Genomic DNA, 22,370 nt, shown 5'->3' with positions numbered 1-22,370 from the left:
TTAGGATTTTAGATATGAACAACCCAGCGCTTAACGCGACCAGCATCGGTGAATTTAACCGATTTATAACCGAGCAGAAAACCCGTATGAAGCAGCAGTATGATCAATTATTAGCCCATGATCTATCACAGCAACTCTGGGACGGTTGTTTTCAACGCAATGTATTGATCGTTTTGGAAACTACCTATGAACAAGCCCTAAACCAGTTAAATACCCTGCCCTTTGATCATGCCGCCGGCACAATCAATCAGGGCTTGGCCGACTTAACCAAATCGGTATTGGCAGTATTCGATGGCTTCATCGACGAATTTTTGTTGATAGTGGTCGATAAACATCGCACATCCTGCGCTTTATCCAATTTCCCGGACGAACATAAACCCGACCAGGTCTACCTCAGCGCAGTGCGCAGCGATATCGCCTTACTTTGGCGGAACTTTGCGCTGGATATTAATGCTTACTTTCTGGAACGCCGTTAAGGCTAATGTTTTTCCGACAGGATAATTTATGAAACTTTACATGACACCCGGCTCCTGCACCACCGGCATCCATATTTTGCTGGAAGAACTGGATCTGATTTTCGAAGCTCATCTGATCAATTTAATGGCCGGCGATCAACACCAGCCTGACTATTTGGCGTTGAACCCCAAAGCCAGCATTCCAACCCTGGTCCGCAATGACGGTACTGCCTTGACCGAGTTCCAAGCCATAGCCTATTGGCTGGCCCGCACTTACCCCAAAGCCAAGCTATTACCCGGCGATGCGGATGGCGATGCGAAAGTAATGGAACTCATGGACTACGCGGTCGGCACACTTCACGGCCAAGGTTTTGCCAGAATTTTTACCACCGAGAAATTCACCCCAAGCCCAGCCGATCACGACGCAGTAAAAGCCCAAGGACTGGACATTGTCACTAAAGCATTTGCGATCTTAAACGCGCAATTGCCCACCGAAGGTTATGCACTGGGGAATTTCAGCATCGCCGATGCCGCTTTGTTTTACGTGGAGTTTTGGGCGGATAAAACCGGCGTTACCTTGCCGGAAAACTGCTTGAAACACTATCGTTTGATGCTGTCTCGTCCGGTTGTTAAACGGGTGTTGATGGAGGAAGGTTATCGAGTAGAGTAATTTTTAGCGTCCCACTCTTCGAAATTTCGCGGCTTTGCTAGGGCTGCTGAATTTTCTTGTTTTGTCAGGCCTTCTATTTACGGTGCAAAAAAATTCGCACCTACCCACCTAAAATCAACGGCATCACCGCAATATCCCCTCATATTTACGGGGTGACTAAAAAATCGCCAACGCACTATTAACAAGACAAGCGCCGGATTTTCAAGGAAAATAGCCGTCTCTTTTCCGTTCGCTACACCGCATGTACAAATATGAAGGCCTGGTGATACACCAAAGCCACGACGACGAAGGCATCATAGAAATCGTTGATAAAGAAGGCGTCAGAGCCTTGCATTTTGGTTCGCACGCCAGGCAAAGCAGTATGCTGTTGGCTGAACCGGACCGCCTGCACTCCCTGTATGCGCGGGCCATGATGGCCGGCCTGATGTTTAATGACACGCCTCGCGAAGTGCTGATGATAGGCCTGGGTGGCGGTACCATCGCCAAATTCATGCTGCATCAATTTGCCGATTGCCGGCTAAAGGTGGTGGAATTTCGCGGTAGCGTGTTAAAAGTCGCGCGCAGCCATTTTGGTTTACCTTTCGATCCACGCCTGAAAATCAAAATCGGCTGCGGCGCGCAGCATGTGCGTCAAGCCAGCCAAGTGCAAAGCGAACAACACGACTTGATCGTCATCGACGCTTACGACCATGACGGCATGGCACCGGAAGTCAGTAGCGAAACTTTTTTCGACGATTGCCGAACCATGCTGACCAAAAACGGTCTGCTGGTGATCAATTTATGGGGTACCGACAAGGATATGTTCCAGCAAGTGGCCTGGAACCTGGGGCGCGTATTCGAAAGACGCATGTTGTTTTTGCCGGTACGCAACCGAGGTAATGTTATAGGTCTTGCTTTTGGCGAAGCCATGCCAAAGCCCGGCATCAAACAACTGATCGACAAAGCCAAACATCTGGAACAGATGTATCAGCTGGAATTTCCCACCTATCTGCTGGATTTAAAACGCCACAACCCCAACGCTTTCAACCGGATTATAAAATCGTGATACACAACGCTCCCTACATCTTCGGCTACAAAAAATACTGGGCGCACCGCTTCGGGCCGGCACCGGAATTGCCGATGAGCCGCGCGGAAATGGAAGCTCTGGGTTGGGACGCTTGCGACGTGATCTTAGTAACCGGCGATGCGTACGTCGATCATCCCAGTTTTGGCATGGCGGTGATCGGTCGGGTGTTGGAAGCGCAAGGTTTCCGGGTTGGCATCATCTCCCAGCCCGACTGGCAGAGCGCCGAGGACTTTAGACGACTGGGCCAACCCAAGCTGTTTTTTGGGGTGACCGGCGGCAATATGGACTCTATGGTCAACCGTTATACCTCGGACAAGAAGATCCGCTCCAACGATGCCTATACGGCCGACGGCGCTGCCGGCAAACGTCCGGACCGGGCGGTGAATGTTTATGCTCACCGCTGTCGGGAAGCCTACAAGAACGTGCCTATCGTCATCGGCGGCATTGAAGCCAGCTTACGCCGTATCGCGCATTACGACTATTGGTCGGACAAAGTGCGAAAATCCATTTTGCTGGATTCGAAAGCTGATTTGCTGGTGTATGGCAACGCCGAACGGCAAGTGGTGGAAATCGCTCAGCGCTTGGCGAAAGGCGAAACCATTGCGGATTTGAAGGGCATTCGCGGCACGGTACATTTTGTCAAACAAATCCCGCAAGGTTGGATGGAGAAAGACTCCACCGACATCGACAAGCCGGGTGCGGTGATTTCGCATGTAAATCCATATCAAGAACAACCGGCATGTGAAGACAAACCTTCGCTAGCTGAAAACGAACAGGTCATTCAATTCAAACCCATCGCCAACAAGCAGCGCACGCAAACCGTGATCCGCTTGCCGGATTACGAAGCAGTAAAGGACGATCCGATTTTATACGCGCACGCTTCACGAGTGATGCACGGCGAAACCAACCCCGGCAATGCCCGAGCCTTGATTCAACGCCACGGCAATCGCGAAGTGTGGATTAATCCGCCGCCGCTACCGTTGACCACGCCGGAAATGGACGGCGTCTTCGACCTGCCCTACTCGCGCTTGCCGCATACCGTTTATGGCAAAGCCAACATACCGGCATTTGAAATGATTCAGCATTCGGTGTTGATCATGCGCGGTTGTTTCGGCGGTTGCAGCTTTTGTTCGATCACCGAACACGAAGGCCGCATCATCCAAAACCGCTCGGAGGATTCCATCATTCGCGAGATTGAAGCCATCCGCGATACTTCGCCGAATTTTACCGGCCATATCTCCGATCTGGGCGGCCCGACTGCCAACATGTGGCGCCTGGCTTGCAAAGACTCGAAAATCGAAGAGTCCTGCCGCAAGCCATCCTGCGTTTATCCCGGCATTTGCCACAACCTGGATACCGACCAAACTCCGCTGGTCAAACTGTATCGGCGCGCCCGCAAGCTACCGGGCATCAAAAAAATCTTCATCGCCTCCGGCCTGCGCTACGACATCGCCGTGGAGACGCCGGAATATGTGAAGGAGCTGGTCATGCACCATGTTGGCGGTTACCTAAAAATCGCCCCGGAACACACCGAGCAAGGCCCACTGTCAAAAATGATGAAACCCGGCATGGGCACTTACGACCGCTTCAAGGCGATGTTTGATAAGTATTCGAAAGAAGCCGGTAAAGAACAATATCTGATCCCCTATTTCATCGCCGCCCATCCGGGTACCGAAGATAAGGACATGCTGAGTCTGGCTTTATGGCTGAAGCGCAATGGCTTCCGCGCAGACCAGGTCCAAGCGTTTTTGCCTTCGCCTATGTCGATCGCCACGGCAATGTACCATTCCGGCAAAGACACTTTGCACAAAGTCGCGCGGAACAGTCCCGACATCTCCATCCCCAAAAGCATCAAACAACGGCGCTTGCACAAGGCATTTTTGCGCTATCACGACCCGAAAAACTGGCCTTTGCTACGCGACGCGTTGAAAGATATGGGCCGGGCGGATTTGATTGGGAATGGTAAACAACATTTGGTGCCGAGTTTTCAGCCGAAAAGCGATGGCAACTCTATTCCAAACAAGTCGAAAACTAGACAATTCAAAACCAAGCGTTAATTGTATTTCTCCGACATACGACTATGCTAAACGACTTACGAAATCGGCCCAGCAATGAACCCGCCGGCTGTTTTGCAATCGTAAAAATTCCGGAAAACGATTTCTCCCATTAAAATCAAACGCTTTACTATCAATTCAGATGCAACAAACCATCATTACCCCGGAAAAGACTATGCTCCATCTATCTAAGGAGCTTTGGGAGTATAGGGATTTGTTTTTCATCCTCGCCTGGCGCGATTTTAAAGTCAGGTATAAACAAACAGTCATCGGTGCCGCCTGGGCAGTATTGAGGCCACTATTGACCATGCTTATCTTCACGGTGGTTTTTGGAAAGATTGCACACCTGCCTAGCGATGCGAATACGCCATACCCGATATTGGTATTTACCGCTATGCTGCCTTGGTATTTTTTCGCCAACTCTCTCAGCGAAAGCGCTAATGCAGTCGTCGATAACTCGGCGATGATCAGTAAAGTTTATTTTCCCAGAATCATTATTCCTACTACGCCATTGTTTGTTAATTTAATAGACTTCCTTATTTCATTTGTATTATTGATGGGAATGATGATTTGGTATCGGTTTATACCCTCAATCAATATTCTGTTTCTGCCATTATTCTTATTACAGGCGGCGATTACAGCAATGGGCTTAGGCTATCTAATATCGGCACTCAATGTTAAGTACCGAGATTTCCGTTATGTTGTGCCCTTTATTGTACAAATGGGGCTGTATATTTCACCAGTCGGATTCAGCAGCCAGATCATTCCTGAACAATGGCGACTGATTTACTATCTTAACCCCATGGTGGGCGTCATTGATGGATTTCGTTGGAGCATAATAGGCGATGAAACCATTTTTCTTTTCCAGGGATTTAATATATCTGTCGGAGTGTCATTCTTGTTATTGGGTATTGGTATTCGTTATTTTTTAAAGACTGAAAGACAGTTTGCCGATAAATTATAATTACCTATCCGCACTAGACATCAAATGACGCCTGCGATAAAAATTGAAAATCTCGGTAAAAAATACACCATTAAGCATGAAAATCAAACGCGTTACAGCACGCTACGCGACCAACTGAGTCAAGCTGTCCGCTCAATAGGCCATCATTTACGCCATCCTTTACAGCCAGTTCAACATAGCGGTGGAACCGAGCAATTCTGGGCACTAAAAGACATTAATTTCGAAATTCAGCCAGGCGATCGGGTAGGCATTATCGGCCGTAATGGCGCGGGCAAATCAACCTTACTCAAAATCATGAGCAGGATTACCGCACCGACAACCGGCAAAGTAACCATCAATGGTCGAGTAGCCAGTTTATTGGAAGTGGGTACAGGCTTTCATCCTGAACTGAACGGAAGAGAGAATATATTTCTTAATGGCGCGGTATTAGGTATGCGAAAACATGAAATCCAAAAGAAATTCGATGAAATCGTCGATTTTGCCGAAGTTGAAAAGTTTCTTGATACACCGGTTAAGCATTATTCCAGTGGTATGTATGTGCGATTGGCATTTGCAGTGGCGGCGCATTTAGAACCGGAATTATTGATTGTGGATGAAGTATTGGCGGTAGGGGATTCGCAGTTTCAAAAGAAATGTTTAGGAAAAATGGGAGAGGTTGCCAAAGATGGCAAAACAATAATTTTTGTTAGCCATAGCATGGGGATGATTTCCGAATTATGTAGTCGTACAATTTTGTTAGGGAAAGGGAGTATTTTGAGTTCAGGTACTACTCAAGATGTGGTTAAGTATTATTTAGAGAAGGCCACTTTGGAAAGTAACAAAGGATATATTGCAACGAATAAATATAGTAACGATATGTTTTTTGAAACAATTCAGGCGATAAATGCGCAGGGGATGCCGACAGCAACTTTTCTTCATAATGAATCGATCACAATAGCACTCCGCTGCGTAGTTAATCGCTGGGTGACTGAAAGCGTAATTGGCTTTTATCTAATAGATCAAAGAGGCAGAAAAGTTTTTACTAATAATAATAATAAATGGCCTGCGACGGGTAATGATGGAGATGTGGTAAACATGACGATAACCATACCCAAGAATTTTCTAGTGCCCGGACAGTACTATTGTACGTTCGCTATTAGCGTACATCATGTTAGAGCGATTGATACCGCCCAAGATGTTATATTGATTAACGTGCTTGATGCAGGGACAGTCTTTGCTTCTTATGAGGGTTTTGATTATGGATGTGTTTTTGCGGATTGCCAATGGGAATTAGATTAAGCACAAAGCGGATCACATTGTGACAGAAACACTCGGAACACTTTGCGACAAACTACAATTCCGGCTTTGCTAGACTTGTAAGTCTAGCAAAGCATGAGAACCAACTTCAAAATGAGATTAACGTATTTGCGGTAGCCGCGATCAACGGAAAAATCTCCACAGATAAGCTCACGTTTACTGCCAACAAGTTTACAAGAAAGACGGAAATGATATCAGGGCAATTGATTGAAGTATTAGCGATGTATTTTCTAGACTGGATGATGTCAATATTGAGTTATGGCAGGAACAGGTCTACGAGTTTGACAAAGTACCCATTGAACAAAAAGATTCTGTCTTAAAGCAGTTGGATTTGCTCAATCTGGAGCGAAATCAGTGTATAGATAAAATCAACAAAAATTGCATGCTTTTGCAAAAAGTTTACATGGAAAAAATCATAACTAAATGGTAGGATTTATATGCACTTAATACACCGTACAACATGTCGCGTATGCGGTTCATCGGCTTTAACACCAGTAATCAATTTAGGCGAACAATTCCTTCAAGGGTCTTTTGTAAAACCGGGTAAAGAGATTCCCCCGATGCGCAAGATACCAATGACGTTAATCCGATGTGATCCAACACGCGATGAACAAGCTTGCGGGTTATTGCAAATGGAGCACACAGTTCCGCCAGACATCCTATATTCCGCCTATTGGTATCGTTCTGGAACCAACAATACTATGCGCGAACATCTGAAAGGCATTGTAGGTGATGCTATGCAGATTATTAACATGACATCTGGTAGGACACTAGATATAGGTTGCAACGATGGAACTCTGCTAGGATTTTATCCTACAACATTCGAAAAATATGGCGTTGATCCTTCCGATATAGCTCAGGAAATTAGAGGTGAAATTAAGGTTATACAAGATATTTTTCCATCGGAAGAACTGCTAGCACGCCTAAATGGTAATAAGTTCGATATCATTACCTCGATCGCGATGTTTTATGACTTGGAGAATCCAATCACTTTTACCAACGGAATCAAGAATATTCTATCTTCCAACGGCATATGGATATTTGAAATGTCTTATATGCCAACCATGCTCAAAATGACGTCGTACGACACTATATGCCATGAACATTTGGAATATTACAGCCTGGCTGTGATTGAGTATATTCTCAAATGCGCGGGAATGAAGGTATTCAATGTTATTCATAACTCTATCAATGGTGGAAGTCTTCGCTGTTACGCTACTCATGCTAATAATTTTAACTACAAGAATGAACAATATCTTGAGAATATAAAGGAAATACGCCAGCAAGAATTCGACCTTGAATTGGATACCGATAAACCGTACAAGCATTTTCAAGATCGGATCAACGTACACAAGGAAGAATTGATTTCGCTATTAAAGAAGTTGAAGAAAGAAGGCAAGAAAATTCATATCTACGGCGCCTCAACAAAGGGAAATACCATTTTGCAGTGGTGCGGAATTGATAACAGACTGATAGATGTGGCGGCGGAGCGCAATCCCGACAAATATGGGGCGCACACCCTTGGCACGGACATCCCGATTGTAAGCGAAGCAGAGTCAAGATTGATGAGTCCGGATTACTACCTGGTTCTTCCTTGGCATTTCAAAGAAGAATTTATCGACCGTGAAAAAGACATGTTGGAATGTGGGGTTGGGTATATATTTCCTTTACCTACAATTGAGATCATAAAAAAATAGAGCATCAATTTATGACCTTTATGTCCTATTCACAAAATTTTGAAGATGTAATGCTTTGGCGAGTGTTAAATCATGTTGAGAATGGTATCTACATTGATGTTGGTGCTGCACATCCAATTACTGACTCGGTTACTAAAGCATTTTATGAAAAGGGCTGGCGAGGTATCAATATTGAGCCGATTGAATATTTGTTTGAACAAATTGTTTCTGATAGACCTCTAGATATTAATCTGAATATAGCTTGTGCGGCAGAGGACGGTGAACTGACTTTATACGAAGTTACTAATACAGGAATGTCAACCATTAATCAAGAATATGCTTATCGCCATGAAGCCAATTCACATAAAGTTATAAAAATAACTGTTCCTGCGCGCCGCTTAGATAATGTGATTGACGAATTTGGATTTAAGGAAATCAGCTTTCTTAAAATCGATGTGGAAGGAGCTGAAGCCTTAGTTTTACAAGGGATTGACTTAAATCGTATTCGACCATGGGTAATATTAGTTGAGGCAACAGAGCCCAATTCAGTTATTACAACTCACGAGAAGTGGGAGTCACTTATAGTTAACAGAGGCTATGAATTTGTTTATTTCGATGGATTAAACCGTTTTTATCTTGCTAAAGAGCAATATGCCCTTCAAAAAGGCTTTCATGCCCCTCCAAATTGTTTTGATAATTTTACACGATATGCTGAATTGAAAAGAATTCAGCAATTGGAAAGTGATATCCATGCGATACATACAAGTATAGTTTGGCAAATATTGAGACCATTTCTATTTATTAAGAAAAAACTAAAGAAATTTAATTCATAATGTCCAAAATAAAATTACAGCACCAGAAAAGAATATTTTGGCTTGGAATGCATAAGGTGCTAGTTGAAACCGAATTCCCTATGTTAAAAAAAATGGGATACGAGGTTTTTCGCCCGCCTTATCTTAGCAACATCCAAGACCAATCTGTTTCTGATAAATGGGAAGTTGGCGATACAACACTTCCAAGAAATGTGCTTAATAAGCTATGTCGATATAATTTTTTTTATAATTCTATCTCTCACGAAATAGGGGAAATATTAAATACATACTTTGATGTTGTTATCGTAACAATTCATCCTGATTGGTTACTTAGCGTACTGAAGGTTTTTAGTGGGACAGTATTATATCGTTGCTACGGTCAAATTGGGATTGTGAGTAAAAAGCTGTACGAAAATGGCGCTTTCGATTTAATCCAAGGACGAGAGAACTTCTGGTTCTTGCCACACGCAAATGAATGTTTATCTGACGAGCAGATATGGCTTCAAAATGTGGGGCATGTTGTGCCTTACTGGTTAACTGATGATGTACTTGATCTTAAAGACACTTGGGCAACTACAGAAATTCGCAGGCAAACAATCGCCCTCTCATGCCCAAATATTACGAACGCTTATTATCAAACTCACTTTCGTTATCTAAAGGAATTTTTTGAGCAAAGGAAATTTCGGTATTACGGTGTTCAGTTAGAACCCAATGCCGATCCGAATGTTGTTGGTACGCTTTCACGTGCAGCATTTTTGTCAGAATTCTCAAAAGAGTCTGGTTATATCTATACCTATCGAGAGAGAAATGTTTGCTATCTTCCCCCCATCGAAATGATGATGTTAGGAGGTCCTGTTCTGTATTTCCCAAATTCGTTATTGCATCGATATTTCGGATTTAACTCCCCTGGATTGGTAAAGAATGAAGAAGATGCACTGCGGGTTGCCCAACTTATTATAAATGGCGATAAAGCTCTCATATCTGAGATAATTGATAGCCAAGAGTCAATTAGACGACGTTATTTAAAAGAATATGGCCAACCTATATTTGAAAACACCATAAAGGCCTTATTGGAGAGCTCTAGCTCTTCTGTTACTCCCAAGATTATTTACGATTTAAATCAGCAAGAAATTTTTGATTATGATCCAGTATTAATACTCAGTCATTTTAAAAATACTTATGTGCATTGTAATGGGCTGTATTCCTCTATTGAGGAAACTCCAAGAGTAATGCAGCAGTTTGTTAAGGCCTTAAACTTAAAAGACATTCCTGTTATGGTCACGGCACTAGAAAATGAGGCTACTGTTGTACATGGATTTTACGCAGCTGAATGCGCTAGCCCAGATTTAGTTAAGGTAATCCCATTATCAGAGCTAGGCATATACTACTTAGAAAATGCGAGCAATAGATTTATAAAAAGTCTGATCAATGGATGCGGAAATAGGTCAAATGAGCATTTTCTGAGGATATTGGATACAATAAAAGGAAAGCGTAAAATCCGCAACATAAAATCGTTTTATAGACTAATAAAATCCATTTTAACGTATTTATTTCTTTTATTTCAGAACATTATTATAGCTTATGTAGCTTCAAAAAAAATAAGTAAACTATTTTCATCTATTTCCCCAAAGTTAAGGTATGCTGTCGTCCCCCATTATTATAATTTTCCTGAGGCAATTAGCCTAAATGCTCCTTTGTTAGCCTATATTCCAGATTATATACCACACTTCTTTACTGGCAGAGAATGCTTTCCTAAAAGTAACAAAAACGTTGCAATAGGGGTGAAATTGGCTAAAAAGGCTAAAAAAGTTCTAACAGACTCTGCTTTTTCTAAAGAATACTTACCTAACTCTGCATTGAAAGTACCTGCAGATAAGATCGTATCGTTTCTTACGCCTTATTTTGGTGCATCGAATAAGCAAAATGACCTTATGGCTATTCCAATTAATTTGATTCAAAAGCTTGATGGACGTAAATTTGTGTTTTATCCAGCGCAATACCATCCTAACAAACGTTTGGATTTACTGGTTCGAAGTTGGTGTCTGGCCGTAAAAAGTTTACCAGAACTTTTTTTGGTTTTGACGGCTAGCTTTATTCCTGAGGTCTCGCAGAATGAAATTAGGAGTAATGGCTTACTTGACAAACTATTTATTTTCAATAAAGTCAATGATACAACTTTGGCTTGGCTTTATAAAAATGCATCCTGTTTGGGATATTCATCCGAAATGGAAGGCAATTTCCCTACACAGCTATTAGACGCACTAATTAATGATTGCCCCATAGTTTGCATGGATAATCCTCTGATTCGTTTTGAATTATGTAGTTACATGGAGCTACTATTGCATGCTCCATTTGCTGATGTAGGTAAATTTGCTGAATTGATTTTACACGCCATAGAGTATCGAAATGAGGTGCTTGACAATCAGAATTTGTTAAAGAATGAGATAATTGAGCATTTTAGCTTTCAGAAATTTGCTGCAAACGTATATGCATTAGATACTGAAATGGCAAATTATGAATTTTGAAAATAGCTAGCATGTATTATAAACTAACTTAGCCATCACGCCTCCATTTTCATTAAAGATATTAATGACGAAAAAAAGTATCCATTATATATTTTAACTTTAACCTTTCGTTGTTTCCATGAAAATCGCCACTACAATTAAATAAAGCCAAGGTGTTATCTAAGAAATAATTTGCCGAAATCTATACACCAATGTAGTAACTTTAAAAAATTAGGTACTGGGCTAACTATCTACAAATCGATTTAAATATCGCGTGAAGGAATTAAAAATGAAAACAATTGTTTTCGGCATAAACAGCCAAGACGGCCATTATCTAAGTGAGCTTTGCAAAGCAAAATATATGTCGGTAATTGGGGTTTCCAGGTCAGAGGGAAGCTGGATAAAAGGAGATATCTCTATTCGTGAACAAACCGAATCTTTAATAAAAACTCACAAACCCCAATACCTTTTTCATCTTGCAGCCAATTCAACCACGCGGCACGATGCCCTGTTTGAAAATCACGAGACCATTTCTACAGGTACATTGATTATTCTTGAGGCTGTTAAAAGGCATAGCCCAGATACCAAGGTATTCATTACGGGCAGCGGTTTACAATTCGTCAATACCGGAACCCCCATTTCAGAACACGATGAATTTGAAGCAGGCTGCGCTTATTCTGTGGCGCGAATTCAATCCGTGTATGCGGCTAGGTATTACCGGTCGCTGGGGATTCGCGCTTATGTTGGATATTTGTTCCATCACGAAAGTCCGTTTCGAAAACCGAATCACGTCAGCAAGATGATTGCACTAGCAGCACAACGTATCGCAGGAGGAAGTAACGAACTCATTGAGCTAGGAGATATTTCTGTGAAAAAGGAATGGACCTTTGCTGGCGATGTCGCACAAGGAATTTTTACTTTGGTTGAACAGGACGAGATATTCGAAGCCGTCATTGGTTCCGGTATTACCTATTCGATTCAGGATTGGCTTGAAGCATGTTTCGAAATCATCGGAAAAAACTGGCGCGAACACGTGCGTATTCGAGAAGGCTTTATTCCGGAATATAAACAACTGGTGTCAAATTCTGAAACGATAAATGCACTAGGTTGGCGTCCAAATGTGACTTTTCCAGATTTGGCGAAAATAATGATGTCATCGACCTAGATTCGTGCCACGACGATCTATCGAGCATTAAATACCGAGCTTCGTGCTGAATTATTTTTAAGCAATATATCGGGCTATTAGATTAAATTCTGCTATTAATTCCCTCCATAAGGAAGTGAAAAAATTTTATTCATCTATCCATAGCCCATCCTTATCATAAATTGAAAACATATCTAATACTCCATGTATTTCGTGAAACACTCAACATTATAAAACCAGAAAGGATAACTAATGACTATTTATATTGATTGTACAGATTTTTTTCGCGGAGATGGCAACACAGGCATTCGTAGAACTGAGCGAAATGTAATTATAAATATGCTTTCAATTTGCACGGATAGGGCGATTCCATGTCAAATGGCCTATTACGATCCGTTTTATGGTTTCATTATTGCAGCTGACTCCAGCAAAGGAATCAGCTACTTCACTTCCATTAGCCTCGCCACGCGGCAGTTTTTACGACTAAAGAATTTATTTAAAAAAGTATTTTTATTTTTGTCACCAACCTTCATAGATAGAGTATGGGGGGAATACACTCGCCTCCTCATTTTACCGATATTTTTACCAGCATCCATACCAATAATTTTAATAGCCAATCTAGTTACTCATTTATCGCCAAAAAACATATGGAAGCCATCAAGTAAAGACATACTATTCATTCCCGGCTCATCTTGGTGGTCAGCGTTCTACAGCAATGCTGTTGCAGAGACAAAAAATAACAACGCCAAGATAGTTACTATCATATACGATCTTATTCCAATTACTCATCGTAATTTTGTAACAAAAGTACACGAAAAAAACTTTTCCTCAAAAATAGACTTTGCACTAGCGTCATCTGATTTGATATTGAGCATATCTCACGATACGGCAAAAGTTATTGAACAATACATATCAGACCACCCCGATATCCATAAAAAAGACATTGTGGCCTTCAAATTGGGAGCCGATCTTGATTTAATCAGTGATTCTTTAAAAACAAGGGAATATCTTCATAAATTATTTGAAAAAAACACTGTATACATATCTGTCGGCACCATTGAACCACGAAAAAACTATAATTTTTTGTTAGATGCTTTTGAATGCATTTGGCAAACACATCCTGACCTTAAGCTATGTATCATTGGAAAATACGGGTGGGAATCAGACGCTACTATTGCAAGAATAAAATCGCATCCAATGTTTGGATCGTCTTTGATATGGTTTCAAGACCTTTCGGATAATGAACTATCATTTTGCTATAAAAATGCAAAAGCATTAATCTTCCCATCCATGACTGAAGGTTTTGGCTTGCCACTGGTTGAAGCGCTATCATTTAAGTGCCCGGTTCTCGCAAGCGATATACCGGTGTTTCATGAAATTGGCGGCAATTATTGTTCTTATTTTTCCCTCACAAATAAGGATGAACTCGTATCATTAATCCATAAGTCTAGTCAAGTCGTTAGCTGTGAGAATACCGAAAACTTTTCATGGCCCACGTGGAAGGAATGCACTGCCGAAATACTGAATATTATAGAAACAAATGTCATTAACTCAAACTTGGTTAAATAGGGAAATAGATGGATTGACCCACGATATAAACGAAATATTTAATGTTAAAATTTATTTTTTTAGAACAAAAAAATTATCCATATCGCCAAAATAAATGAATATCTTGTTCGACCACCAAATATTTTGTATCCAAAAATATGGCGGCATATCTCGCTACTTTTATGAATTGGCGAATAACTTAAGAAAGCTGGATCAAACTTCTGTCGAAATATTTTGCCCTCTCCATACTAATGAATATTTCTACGAGAATAACCAAATTCGTCCTCGCGGCATGAGACTACCAAGAGCTATGCCGCAAATGCTCTCGCGAAGAATTTCCTCGTTAACAAACGTAATATCATTCAGTTTGCTTAAAGACAAGCTTCACCCTGACATTTTTCATGAAACCTATTATTCACTTTTTGATTGTTGTCCGCCTGGAGCAAAGCGAATAATCACCGTATGCGATATGATTCATGAGAAATTTCCAGAAAACTTTTCAATTTTGGATAAAACACGCGAAATTAAAGCACGTTCACTGCATCGTGCAGACCACATCATTTGCATTTCTGAAAACACTAAAAGAGATTTGCTCGAATTGACCGATATACCTAACGAGAAAATCTCTGTAATATATCTTGGACATTCCTTTTCTACCTACGCTCCATCTCTCAAGCGAAATAGGCAAAATAAACCTCATTTATTATATGTAGGTAAACGCAACGGATACAAAAACTTTGCAAACTTACTTAAGGCTTATTCGGAATCAAAATTGCTAAAAAACGAATTTTCTATCGCTTGTTTTGGCGGCGGCAGCTTTACTTCGGCTGAATTGAAACTTTTTAAAGCTCTAACTATTAACCCTGACAATGTCATTTACGCATCCGGCGATGACAATGAGTTAGCTGCTTGGTATCGTTCAGCAGCGGTTTTTATTTATCCTTCGTTGTATGAAGGATTTGGAATCCCTCCCCTAGAAGCCATGTCTTGCGACTGCCCAGTGGTGTGCTCTAATAACAGTTCGCTACCGGAAGTAGTGGGGAGCGCTGCTGAGCTATTTAATCCCGAGGATACGACCGAAATGCGATTGGCGATTGAACGAGTGGTTTCATCGCCAGATTACTCTGCACAACTGATAGCGAAAGGAAAGCAACGCGTTAAACTATTTTCTTGGGACAAATGTGCCAAAGATACGCTTAACACCTATCACCAACTTTTAAATAATTAACCATGAAACGTGCATTAATTTGTGGAATTAACGGTCAAGACGGCGCTTATTTAGCCCGCCATTTATTAACAAAAGGCTATTCGGTGATTGGTACATCCCGAGACTCGATGGCGAGTTCATTTAACAATCTTCAATCTCTGGGTATTAAGGAACAAGTCGAAACGGTATCCATGGCGCTTAACGATTTTCGGAGCGTTTATTCGACAATACTACGACATAAACCAGACGAAATTTACAATTTAGCAGGCCAAACTTCAGTGGGTTTATCGTTTGAGCAACCCGTTGAAACTATGGAAAGCATCGTCACGGGTACGTTGAATTTATTGGAATCCCTTCGATTTATCGATTTCACCACGCGTTTCTATAACGCAGGCTCGAGCGAATGCTTTGGTAATACCGGAGAGACGGCTGCCACCGAATCCACGCCTTTTTACCCTCGAAGCCCTTACGCAGTCGCTAAAGCCGCTGCACATGGCCTAGTGGCTAATTATCGGGAAGCGTACGGCTTATTTGCCTGCACAGGTATTCTTTTTAATCACGAATCCCCTTTACGGCCTGAACGTTTTGTGACACAAAAAATAGTACGTGGCGCCGCGCAAATAGCTTCTGGGAATTGTAAAAAATTAAGTCTTGGAGATTTAGATATTGAAAGAGATTGGGGGTGGGCACCTGAATATGTGGAGGCCATGTGGTTAATGATAGAAGCTACTAAACCAGAGGATTATATTATCGCCACAGGCAAAACGGTATCTTTGGCATATTTTGTCGAAAGCGTATTTAGTTATTTCGGACTGGATTGGACAGACCACGTTATACAAGATAAAAAACTCTCAAGACCACTAGATATTAGAACTAGTAAAGGTAACGCTGGCAAAGCAGAAAAGGAGTTGGGCTGGAAATATCAAAGTGATGTTGATGCTGTTGTAAATTTTATGTGTAAAGACACCGAGTTAAAAGTACCTATGTAATGGCATTATTAACAACAGATGCGTCTATTATTTCTATGTAAACGCCGCCCACAAGGAAGAGACCTTCTAACTCGACCTTATGGGCGTTTTTTTTATTTGCCATATTATCTTGCGCAACAAGGTCACGATATCACCTTATTGTTACTGGATTATCATGCTGGCGACCCAATCTATCACCACGCTCACGGTATAAAATGGTTTTCAGTGAGCGTTCAGCCACTGAAACAGGCAAGCGGACCCATGGCTTATCTTAGGCAAGCAGAAAAGATAGTTAACACGCAGACACCTGATTGGATAATCGGATTTTCAGATACTTGGTACGGTATTCTCGCGGCATATTTAGGGAAGCGATACGGCGTAAAAACTCTAATTGACGCTTATGACAATTATGAAAGCTATATCCCCTGGTTTAAACCCTTACATTGGCTTTGGCGTCACTCTTTGCGGCGATGCACTGCGGTAAGCGCCGCCGGCCCTCAATTAGCTAAATTAATGGCGCGCAGCAGAGCGGATAACGTTTCCACGGTTATCCCTATGACAGCCGATCCGATATTCCACCCGCTGAATGATTGTTATGTAAGAAACCGCTTTAACTTGCCTAATGGAGTCCCGCTCATTGGTTATTGCGGCTCTCTTTATGAAAACCGGGGTGTAGAAACATTATTTCAAGCAATGAGATATTTAGTAAACCAGCTTCCAGAAGCTAAGCTTGTGATTTCCGGACGTCGGGAACAAGGCATAAAAATACCTATAGATCTGCGGCATGCTGTTATCGAGCTTGGTTATCTGGCAGATGATGACATGCCGCTGCTGATCAATGCGTTAGACGTATTAGTGGTAATCAACCGTCATTCAGCATTTGGCGAATACAGTTACCCCGTTAAGTTGTATGAAGCCATGCATTGTCAGAAACCTGTTATTGCTTCAGACTCGGCTGGCGCAAAGTGGATTTTGCAAGGTCATCCAGAATGCTTAGCCGATAGTGGTGACTCTGTGAACTTCGCGAAACGGATTCATCAAGCGCTGTCCTGGAAAACTAAAGAATACAATTCCAGTCATGATTGGGCGTTTTCTTCAAAACTATTTAAGGATTTACTAGGTCACTGAATTGTTAGGGGATCACCTAGAGTATTCTGCTTACTCAATAATGGTATTCGTTACCCTAATCTGGATAATATTCCAATAACTAATCCACACCCTTAGGCGCAAAGGATCATGAAAAATATTCTGCTAGTCACCCGTAACTTTCCACCACTTACCGGAGGTATGGAACGGCTCAATCTACATCTGTATTTTGAATTAAATAAAACATTCTATGTATCGATAGCTGGCCCCGCAGGTTGTCGAGAATATCTGGATGCGGACACCCAATATCACGAATTCCCTCACCGCCCGGTGGCAGCATTTCTTTTTTACTCTTTCTGGGCAACATTACGACTTGCCTTACGAAAAAGACCCGACATTATTATTGCTGGTAGTGGAATCACAGCATTATCTGCACGGTTAGTCGGCTATTTATTCAATGCAAAAGTTATAACCTTTCTTCATGGCTTGGATATTATTGAAAGACACCCTATTTATCGTGCTTTTTTTTTTCCAGCAATTCGTGCAAGCGATAGAATATTGGTTAACAGCAACAGCACCGCTAGGCTTGCCGTCAGCCAGAGGGTCGCCGCGCATAAAATCAAGGTAATTCATCCCGGCGTTAGAATTCCATTAGAAAATATTTTTAATGATAAGGGAGGTGATTTTCGCACTACTTTTGGAATCCCAGAAGATACCGCCATTCTGCTCAGCGTAGGCAGATTGACTGAGCGAAAGGGGCTTGTAGAATTTATTTCCCATTCGCTTGCTGACATAGTAAAAGCTCATCCTAAAACGATATTAGTTATTATCGGAGACGAACCAAGCAATGCTTTTCGCCATAAAACAGGCTTAAAAAATAAGATTCTAAAAATGGTTAAAAAGGATAAACTTGAAAATCACGTTATGCTCTTAGGCCACGTCACAGAACATACACTTGAAGCCGCTTTTAAAGTCAGCCAGCTACATATTTTTCCTGTTATTGATCTGCCAAACGATATTGAAGGGTTCGGCATGGTCGCAATTGAGGCTGCGGCTTACGGACTTCCTACATTTGCGTTTGCGGTCGGCGGGGTACCCGATGCTATAGCCGACAATGTGTCCGGCTATTTGTTTCAATCAGATGATTATCAGAGTCTGACAGAAAACATAATTCAATTTATTATTGGCTCGAAAGAACATGAAGGAATTACACAAGAAAGCTGCAAACACCATGCAGCAAAATTTTCATGGATATTATTTGGTGAGAACGTATCCAAGGAATGTCATGAGTTATTGCAGTGAGATTTTTTTGGCCCCTAAATCACCTTAAAGCTGTTTTACCGCACAGAAAACCAGAATAAATCAATTAAGTCCTGTTTTTTGTTCTGGCATTTTCACCTGTTAAGCTGGGACAATGGTGCCGATATCGACATAGGTCAGATTACTCTAAATCGTTAGCGCACCAAACTCAACAGCACCCCCGCCGCCACCGCCGAGCCAATTACCCCGGCCACATTCGGTCCCATCGCGTGCATTAGCAAGAAATTATGTGGATTGCTTTCCAGACCGATCTTATTTGCAACCCGTGCAGCCATTGGCACCGCAGAGACACCGGCAGCGCCAATCAAAGGATTGATCGGCGTACTGCTAAATCGGTTCATGACTTTGGCCATCAGCACGCCACTGGCGGTGCCAATGGAAAAAGCGACTGCGCCTAGAGCTAAAATACCCAGCGTTTCCATTTTCAAGAACGCTTCGGCGCTCAGTTTGGAACCGACCGACAAGCCCAGGAATATCGTGACAATATTAATCAATTCGTTTTGCGCGGTTTTGCTCAGCCTGTCCACCACGCCACTGGCGTTCATTAAATTCCCCAAACAGAACATGCCGACCAGTGGCGCCGCCGAAGGCAGCAACATCGCGGTCAACACCAGCAACATCAAAGGAAATACGATTTTTTCGGCTTTGCTAACCACTCTAAGTTGCTGCATTTCTATCCGTCGCTCTTGTTCGCTGGTCAATGCACGCATGATCGGGGGCTGGATCAAAGGCACCAAAGCCATGTACGAATAGGCGGCCACCGCAATCGCACCCAATAACTCAGGTGCCAATTTGGAGGCCACATAGATGGCTGTCGGGCCGTCAGCGCCGCCAATAATAGCGATCGCCGCAGCTTGCTTAAGCGTGAAGTCCATACCCGGAACCGCATTTAACGCCAGCGCGCCGAATAAAGTCGCAAAAATACCGAATTGGGCTGCGGCGCCTAAAAACAAGGTTTTGGGATTGGCCAGCATGGGCCCGAAATCGGTCATCGCACCAACGCCCATGAAAATTAGCAGTGGAAAGATGCCGGCCTTGATACCGCCATACAAGTAATAAAGGATGCCGCCTTCATCTATCATGCCTGCCATCGGTATATTGCTAAGCACCGCGCCAAAGCCTATCGGTAATAGCAGTAGAGGCTCGAAGCCTTTCTTGATGGCGAGATACAGTAATAAAAATCCGACAGCCATCATAACGACTTGCGGCCCGGTAACGTTATAGATACCCGTGCTTTCCCACAACAGTCTAAGATTTTCCATGGAGTATGTATTAAGTCGGTTGTTTGATCAGAATCACCATTACCCGAGTCAGCCAACAGTGCGGCCCGAATAGCTGATCAGAAGATTACTTAGGTCTCGGCCGTAAGCTATCGCGGGCCGAGACTACTTTTAACGGTAAGAGTTTTTATAAAGAGACCAGCACATCGCCAACCCCGACGGAATCACCCTGACGGACGTTTACCGCGCTGACGATGCCAGCGACTTTGGCGCGGATCTCGGTTTCCATTTTCATCGCTTCCATGATCAAAACTACATCCCCTTCGGAGAGATGAGAGCCGACATTGACGTTGACTTTAAGCACCACACCGGCGAGTGGAGATTCCACAAACCCACTGCCACTAACTATAGGTGCGGTAGCCGCTAACATCGGACCGCTATCCAAAACGGAATGAACCACAGCCGGTTTGACGACTATATCAGCACCGCCGGGTGCCACGGCTACATGATAGTTTTTGCCATCGACATTAACTGTATATGTCTCGGTCACACCAGCGGTTTGCGCAACTGCAGGCACGGGGGTGGAAGCTGCTGCGGGTGCCGGCTCCAATCCCGGAACCGGTTCGAAAGCCGCCGGGTTGCCCCGGTTTTGAATAAATTTCCAACCGATTAGCGCAAATAAACCGTCGATCAGTGCATCTTCCTCGACACTCTCGGCCAGCTTCACACCTTCCGCGGTGGCTTTAGCTTTTACTTCGGCTACCAACTTGTCCATTTCCGCTTCCAGCAAATCCGCTGGCCGGCAGGTAATCGGCTCGGCGCCATTCAGCACACGTGCCTGCAATTCCTTATTAACAGGCGCAGGCGTAGCGCCATATTCGCCTTTCAATACGCCGGCAGTTTCCTTGCTGATGGTTTTATACCGCTCGCCGGCCAGCACGTTCAACACCGCCTGGGTGCCGACGATTTGCGAGGTTGGCGTGACCAAGGGGATATAACCCAAGTCTTTGCGCACCAACGGAATTTCCTGCAACACTGCGTCAAAACGATCAGCGGCGCCCTGCTCGCGCAATTGACTTTCCATATTGGTGAGCATGCCGCCCGGTACTTGCGAGACTAAAATCCGCCCGTCAACACCTTTCAAGCTGCCTTCGAATTTCGCATATTTTTTGCGCACTTCGCGGAAATAAGCGGCGATTTTTTCCAGCTTAATCAGATCCAGGCCTGTTTCGCGCTTCTGCCCAGCCATAGCGGCAACGATGGTTTCGGTAGGACTGTGACCATAGGTCATACTTAACGAAGAAATCGCGGTATCGAGGTTATCCACACCGGCCTCGATTGCTTTGATGTAAGTTCCCACGCTCAAGCCTGTGGTGGCATGGCATTGCATGTGAATCGGAATCGCCACGGCTTTTTTCAGTTTGCTGATCAGTTCGTATGCGTCGTATGGCGTCAACAGTCCGGCCATATCCTTGATACAGATGGAATGCGCACCCATGTCCTCGATCTGCTTGCCTTGCTCAACCCATTTCTTGATGGTGTGCACCGGACTGGTAGTGTAAGAAATAGTACCCTGAGCATGGGCATCGGTATGTAGCACGGCTTTGATCGCACGTTCGATATTGCGCATATCGTTCATTGCATCAAAAATCCGAAATACGTCTATACCGTTGACCACGCAACGTTCGACAAATTTATCGACCACATCGTCGGCATAGTGTCGGTAGCCCAAAATATTTTGGCCACGGAACAGCATTTGCTGCGGCGTATTGGGCATGGCTTTCTTCAACAAGCGCAAGCGTTCCCAAGGATCATCACCCAAATAGCGAATACAGGCATCGAAGGTAGCGCCTCCCCAAGACTCGATAGACCAGTAACCGATTTGATCAAGCTGCTCACAAATAGGCAGCATGTCTTCGATACGAAGCCGGGTCGCCAGAATTGACTGATGGGCGTCACGTAATACCACCTCAGTAATTCCTAGGGGCTTATTTACCTTTTCCACTCTTTTCTCCTAATGACGTTTTTGGGTCGAGTACAGCTACCTTGTGGGTATGATTATCCGTGATTATGTTTTTTGCGGTATTGATGAACGGCTGCGGTAATAGCGGCGATGACTGCTTTATCGTTTCCTGCCACGATAGCTTGATCCGAAAATTTGGCAGGCATTTCCGGAAAATAGCGGCGTACCAACCTGGACATCACATTGATAGCCACTATCAACATGGCCAAAAACGCGTAGACCATGCCCATGCCTAGCAGCATCAGCTCAATCCCTGAGGACAACATTTCGTTCATGTGTTTCGTCCCAATGATTAAAAACTGTGTTCATTATCGCCAAAACCGCCGGATTAAACAATCCTGAGCGGCGCGAAGGGTT

Annotated in this window: 18 protein-coding genes; 15 read left to right on the top strand and 3 right to left on the bottom strand. The window is 43.3% G+C overall.

The features are described 5' to 3' along the window. The first annotated feature begins 14 nt into the window (after window positions 1–14). The 15 genes from EBA_RS09275 (at window position 15) to EBA_RS09205 (ending at window position 18,752) form a co-directional block, all read left to right on the top strand. Window positions 15–476: an amine oxidase gene (locus EBA_RS09275; protein WP_192374464.1), complete on the top strand. Its 462-nt coding sequence runs from the start codon at window positions 15–17 to the stop codon at window positions 474–476. A gap of 28 nt (window positions 477–504) precedes the next feature. After that, window positions 505–1,125: a glutathione S-transferase family protein gene (locus tag EBA_RS09270; protein WP_192374463.1), complete on the top strand. Its 621-nt coding sequence runs from the start codon at window positions 505–507 to the stop codon at window positions 1,123–1,125. A gap of 241 nt (window positions 1,126–1,366) precedes the next feature. After that, window positions 1,367–2,170: a spermine/spermidine synthase domain-containing protein gene (locus tag EBA_RS09265; protein ID WP_192374462.1), complete on the top strand. Its 804-nt coding sequence runs from the start codon at window positions 1,367–1,369 to the stop codon at window positions 2,168–2,170. After that, the gene (locus tag EBA_RS09260; RefSeq protein WP_192374461.1) at window positions 2,167–4,248 is read left to right on the top strand and encodes a YgiQ family radical SAM protein; all 2,082 of its coding nucleotides are present in this window, start codon (window positions 2,167–2,169) and stop codon (window positions 4,246–4,248) included. The genes EBA_RS09265 and EBA_RS09260 overlap by 4 nt, the downstream gene beginning before the upstream one ends. 139 nt (window positions 4,249–4,387) lie before the next feature. Next, window positions 4,388–5,209 carry an ABC transporter permease gene (locus EBA_RS09255; RefSeq protein WP_225616054.1) on the top strand — a complete coding sequence of 274 codons (822 nt, stop codon included), beginning with the start codon at window positions 4,388–4,390 and terminating at the stop codon, window positions 5,207–5,209. Between the two features lie 24 nt (window positions 5,210–5,233). Then, the gene (locus EBA_RS09250) at window positions 5,234–6,487 is read left to right on the top strand and encodes an ABC transporter ATP-binding protein (protein WP_192374460.1); all 1,254 of its coding nucleotides are present in this window, start codon (window positions 5,234–5,236) and stop codon (window positions 6,485–6,487) included. Between the two features lie 455 nt (window positions 6,488–6,942). Beyond that, window positions 6,943–8,202 carry a class I SAM-dependent methyltransferase gene (locus EBA_RS09245; protein WP_192374459.1) on the top strand — a complete coding sequence of 420 codons (1,260 nt, stop codon included), beginning with the start codon at window positions 6,943–6,945 and terminating at the stop codon, window positions 8,200–8,202. Between the two features lie 11 nt (window positions 8,203–8,213). Then, complete coding sequence (locus EBA_RS09240) at window positions 8,214–9,014, top strand: FkbM family methyltransferase (protein ID WP_192374458.1); 801 nt, start codon at window positions 8,214–8,216, stop codon at window positions 9,012–9,014. Then, window positions 9,014–11,518 carry a glycosyltransferase gene (locus tag EBA_RS09235; RefSeq protein ID WP_192374457.1) on the top strand — a complete coding sequence of 835 codons (2,505 nt, stop codon included), beginning with the start codon at window positions 9,014–9,016 and terminating at the stop codon, window positions 11,516–11,518. The genes EBA_RS09240 and EBA_RS09235 overlap by 1 nt, the downstream gene beginning before the upstream one ends. A gap of 268 nt (window positions 11,519–11,786) precedes the next feature. Then, a complete protein-coding gene (locus EBA_RS09230; protein WP_192374456.1) occupies window positions 11,787–12,662 on the top strand; it encodes a GDP-mannose 4,6-dehydratase in 876 nt (291 codons plus the stop codon). 231 nt (window positions 12,663–12,893) lie between these two features. Further along, a complete protein-coding gene (locus EBA_RS09225; RefSeq protein ID WP_192374455.1) occupies window positions 12,894–14,210 on the top strand; it encodes a glycosyltransferase family 4 protein in 1,317 nt (438 codons plus the stop codon). Window positions 14,211–14,304: 94 nt separating this feature from the next. Beyond that, window positions 14,305–15,417, top strand: a complete 1,113-nt coding sequence (locus tag EBA_RS09220) for a glycosyltransferase family 4 protein (RefSeq protein ID WP_192374454.1) — start codon at window positions 14,305–14,307, stop codon at window positions 15,415–15,417. 2 nt (window positions 15,418–15,419) lie between these two features. Further along, a complete protein-coding gene (locus tag EBA_RS09215) occupies window positions 15,420–16,385 on the top strand; it encodes a GDP-mannose 4,6-dehydratase (RefSeq protein WP_192374453.1) in 966 nt (321 codons plus the stop codon). An 18-nt stretch (window positions 16,386–16,403) separates the two neighbouring features. Next, window positions 16,404–17,492 carry a glycosyltransferase gene (locus tag EBA_RS09210; RefSeq protein WP_192374452.1) on the top strand — a complete coding sequence of 363 codons (1,089 nt, stop codon included), beginning with the start codon at window positions 16,404–16,406 and terminating at the stop codon, window positions 17,490–17,492. Window positions 17,493–17,600: 108 nt separating this feature from the next. Next, the gene (locus EBA_RS09205; RefSeq protein WP_192374451.1) at window positions 17,601–18,752 is read left to right on the top strand and encodes a glycosyltransferase family 4 protein; all 1,152 of its coding nucleotides are present in this window, start codon (window positions 17,601–17,603) and stop codon (window positions 18,750–18,752) included. A gap of 152 nt (window positions 18,753–18,904) precedes the next feature. Here EBA_RS09205 and EBA_RS09200 read toward each other — a convergent pair whose 3' ends face one another. The 3 genes from EBA_RS09200 to EBA_RS09190 form a co-directional block, all read right to left on the bottom strand. Next, window positions 18,905–20,032: a sodium ion-translocating decarboxylase subunit beta gene (locus tag EBA_RS09200; protein WP_192374450.1), complete on the bottom strand. Its 1,128-nt coding sequence runs from the start codon at window positions 20,030–20,032 to the stop codon at window positions 18,905–18,907. A 145-nt stretch (window positions 20,033–20,177) separates the two neighbouring features. Further along, window positions 20,178–21,995 carry a sodium-extruding oxaloacetate decarboxylase subunit alpha gene (oadA, locus tag EBA_RS09195; RefSeq protein ID WP_192374449.1) on the bottom strand — a complete coding sequence of 606 codons (1,818 nt, stop codon included), beginning with the start codon at window positions 21,993–21,995 and terminating at the stop codon, window positions 20,178–20,180. Window positions 21,996–22,048: 53 nt separating this feature from the next. After that, on the bottom strand, window positions 22,049–22,288 hold the full coding sequence (locus tag EBA_RS09190; protein WP_192374448.1) for an OadG family protein: 240 nt from the start codon (window positions 22,286–22,288) through the stop codon (window positions 22,049–22,051). Between the last annotated feature and the right edge of the window lie 82 nt (window positions 22,289–22,370).

The sequence above is a fragment of the Methylomonas albis genome, from assembly GCF_014850955.1.
In the GTDB taxonomy this organism is placed as follows: domain Bacteria; phylum Pseudomonadota; class Gammaproteobacteria; order Methylococcales; family Methylomonadaceae; genus Methylomonas; species Methylomonas albis.
Note: the sequence above shows the minus strand (reverse complement) of the source record. Positions and strands in the feature narration are given on the sequence as shown.